This is a genomic window from Euryhalocaulis caribicus, assembly GCF_000412185.1.
Lineage (GTDB): Bacteria > Pseudomonadota > Alphaproteobacteria > Caulobacterales > Maricaulaceae > Euryhalocaulis > Euryhalocaulis caribicus.
Map to the genome: position 1 here is coordinate 1 of NZ_ASJA01000036.1, position 3555 is coordinate 3555.

The following is a 3555-nucleotide window of genomic DNA, read 5'->3' on the forward strand; positions in this document are numbered from 1 at the left end:
GAAGGGCCCTAGCAGGAGCCCTTGCCGTTACAGCCGGCCGGGAAGTCGCCCTGACCGCTGCCGCCCGTGCCAATGGCGCCGGCCTGCAGACGGCCGCTGCTTTCGTTCTCTTCCTTGATCTGCGCGCGCGTCTTGCAGATTTCGCGGCGCACCAGCTCGCCGGTCACGCGCTCGGACCGGCAGACCATTTCCTCGCCATCCTCGTTCACGGCCACTTTCGTGTTGCCGGAGTCGGAGGCCATGTTGTCACTCGTCTCGCACGCGGCGCACAAAAGGCCCGCGGCCAGAATCGCCATCCAGATTTTCATACTCGTCCCCTTTTCCCTAAACAGGTCTGTTATTGAAAGTCAGACTATGACTCCGGGTGCGCGCGCACAAGCGTCAACATGTGAACGCCTTGTAATGGTTCCGGCCCGTGGAGACTTGTCCGCGCCCCTTGCCTGCGCGGTGAAAATATCGTCGTTTGCGGTTCTAAAAAGCGGATTTCAAACATGTTTCTGAAACTCGAAAACCTTCTGAACGAACAGGAAATCGCCCGGCTGCGCGAACTGGCCGGCCAGATCAGTTTTGTGGACGGGCGGTCCTCCAACCCGCATTCGAAGGTCAAGACCAACCGCCAGGCCGACACGCAGCAGCCCGCAACCCGCGAGGCCTCGCAGATTCTGATCGGCGCCTATGGCCGGTCGGGCCGCTTTGCCGACTTCGCCCTGCCCCAGACCGTGGCCCCGCCGCTGCTGACCCGATACGAGCCGGGCATGCAGTATGGCGAGCATATCGACGCCGCCGAAATCCAGATCGGGAACGCCCATCTGCGCACCGATCTTTCCAGCACCGTCTTCATCAATGACCCCGAATCCTATGAGGGCGGGGAGCTGTCCATCCGGCTGGGCGACTCCACGGTGGAGATCAAGGGAAAGCCGGGCGAGGCGATCGTCTATCCCTCCACCACCTATCATCAGGTCAAGCCCGTCACGAAGGGCGAGCGGCTGGTGGCGATCACCTTCATCCAGAGCGCGCTGGCCGACAATATGAAGCGCGAGATGCTGTTCGAGCTGGGCGAGCTTTACGGCGAGGAAGCCGAAAATGTCAGCTGGGAGAACCGCGTGCGGCTGGAGTTCGTGCAGCAGAACCTCAAGCGCATGTGGCTGTAGCGCTGCTGCGCGCCGGACCTTTCGCACCTTTCTTTCGTTAGCCCCTCGACGCCGCAGAAGCCGACAGGATTCCCGATTTAATGACCAAGACGCCGCCCCGCATCGACTGGCAGTCCCATATCGAACGCGCCGCGGAGACCGCCCGCCCGAAGCTGGGCAAGGGCAAGGTCGCCGATTATATCCCCGCCCTGGCCGAGGCCGATCCCAACGCCTTCGCGATGGCGATGATCACGGTCAATGGCAACACCGCAGAGGTCGGCGCGGCGGACACGCCGTTTTCCATCCAGTCGCTGTCCAAGGTGTTCACCCTGGTGCAGGCGCTGGGCATGGAGGGCGATGCGATCTGGGACCGGGTGGGGCGCGAGCCTTCGGGCAGCCCGTTCAATTCCGTGGTCCAGCTGGAGCATGAGCAGGGCGTGCCGCGAAACCCGTTCATCAATGCCGGCGCGATGATCGTGACCGACGCCATCGTCAGCCATTGCGGGACCGAGCCGGCCTATGAGCGCATCCTGAAAATGCTGCAGGAGGCCGCCGACAGCGACCAGGTGCGGATCGACGGCCGGGTGGCGGACTCGGAGCGCAAATGGGGCGACCGCAACCGCTCTCTGGCCTATTTCATGTCCTCCTTCGGCAATCTGAAGAATTCGCCGTCGGCCGTGCTCGACGCCTATTTCCATCAATGCGCCATCGAGATGACGGTGACCGAGCTGGCGCGCGCCGGCCTGTTCCTGGCCAATGGCGGGACCGACCCGATCACCGGTCAGGAATTCGCCCGGCCCGCCCGCGCCGACCGCATCAACGCCATGATGATGACGTGCGGCCATTACGACATGAGCGGCGATTTCGCCTTCCGCGTCGGCCTGCCCGGAAAGTCGGGCGTGGGCGGGGGCATCCTCGCCATCGCGCCGGGGGTGGGCTCCATCGCGGTGTGGTCGCCCGCGCTCAACAAGTCCGGCAACTCGCTGGCCGGCACGGTGGCGCTGGAGGCGTTCGCCGCCGAGACCGGCCTCAATGTCTTTTCCAACAAGCGCCCGATCCGCGTGGCGGGCGAGCGCGGCGGCCCGACGATCGAGCGCTAGTCGGCGCTGATTGCCGTCACCGCGTCCAGCGTCTTCGTGACATGGTCGTTCGGCGCGGAGTCCGTATAGCTCATGGCGACCGCGCCGTCCGGCGCGATGACGTAGGAGGTGCGGTTGCTCCACCCCTCGCGCTGTGCCAGCGCCACGTCATAAGCGGCGATCACCTCGTCGCTGACCGCGGCCACCGGGAACTTGCTGGCGCAATGTTTTTCCGAAAACTCCGAAAGCCGGTCCGTATTGCCCGCCGTCGCGCCGATCAGCGTCGCCCCGGCCTCGGCGAAATCGTCCGCCGCCTCGGCGAACAGCGAGGCTTCCAGATTGCAGCCCGGCGTGAAGGCGGCCGGGAAGAAATAAAGGACGACCGGCCCTTCGGAGAGCGCGTCCGCCATGTCGAAGCTGAACGGCTGCCCGGCCAGATACCCGTCCGCGCTGAAGACCGGCGCCTCGGCCCCTTCCTCAAGCTGGGCATGCGCCGGCGCGGCAATGGCGGCGGAGAGCAGGGCGGCGGCGGCGAGAAGGCGTTTCATGGCGATGTCCTTTGTCTGGCGGCTTGTCGGTGGAGGATATTGGCCGCGATGGCGCTTCGGCAATGCAGAGATGCGGTGTCTTCCTTCGCCCTCCGCCCTCCACCTCTCTCAACCGTCATCCTCCGGCTTGACCGGAGGACCCAGGGAACGTGGGGCGCAAAGACTTCAACTGGGTCCTCCGATCTCCGCTTCGCTTCGTCGGAGGATGACGGGGTTGGTTTGCCTTTCTCCCTTTCAGCTCCCGGAAATGGCGCAGCCATTGTCCGGGATCCAGCCTGCAACGTGGCCACCGTTTCTGGACCCCGGATAATCGCTTCGCGATTTCCGGGGACTCGTTGGGGTAAGCGTCTCCGCCCCCACGGCGCATTCGCCGCAGAGGTTGGAGAAGCAAGAAACACGAGGGTGGCGCGGCGCGTCTTTCGGGACGCCGGTGACCGTAGTGTTTATGTTTCGCGTCTTCGAAAGACGCGCCGCGCGGTTCTTTTGCGGAGGGCGGGAGTCGCCTCGACCGGCCTCTCCATCCGCTGCCGCCAGAGTCTTAATAGCCAGGGCATTTCAGCCTCAGACTGGCGCCTGGCGGTGCGCCGGGACGCGCACGGTCTGGTCAGACCCTGCCGTATCCCGGGAACCGCGTTCAACTCCGTCCCTCGGGCGACCGGATCCGAAGCCCCTCGCATGACGGCAAACACCGACGAGCTTACGCCGTCCCGGGACCCGGTCTGATATTTTCGGGATTGTCCCTGTTTTCTGGCCCTTCGAGACGCCGCGCCCCTGGCGCGGCTCCTCAGGGGAAGGGTG

At 64.8% G+C, this 3555-nt stretch carries 4 protein-coding genes; 2 read left to right on the forward strand and 2 right to left on the reverse strand.

Annotated elements, in window-relative coordinates; genetic code table 11:
• Nucleotides 1-8 precede the first annotated feature (8 nt).
• Nucleotides 9-308, reverse strand: a complete 300-nt coding sequence (locus L338_RS16060; protein WP_022699436.1) for a hypothetical protein — start codon at nt 306-308, stop codon at nt 9-11.
• Between the two features lie 183 nt (nt 309-491).
• Between L338_RS16060 and L338_RS16065 the strand changes: the two genes are divergently transcribed.
• A complete protein-coding gene (locus L338_RS16065) occupies nt 492-1151 on the forward strand; it encodes a Fe2+-dependent dioxygenase (protein ID WP_022699437.1) in 660 nt (219 codons plus the stop codon).
• A gap of 80 nt (nt 1152-1231) precedes the next feature.
• Entirely contained in the window at nt 1232-2230 is a 999-nt protein-coding gene (locus tag L338_RS16070) for a glutaminase (protein WP_022699438.1), read from the forward strand.
• Here the strand turns inward: L338_RS16070 and L338_RS16075 are convergent.
• Nucleotides 2227-2757, reverse strand: a complete 531-nt coding sequence (locus L338_RS16075) for a redoxin domain-containing protein (protein WP_022699439.1) — start codon at nt 2755-2757, stop codon at nt 2227-2229. The genes L338_RS16070 and L338_RS16075 overlap by 4 nt on opposite strands.
• Between the last annotated feature and the right edge of the window lie 798 nt (nt 2758-3555).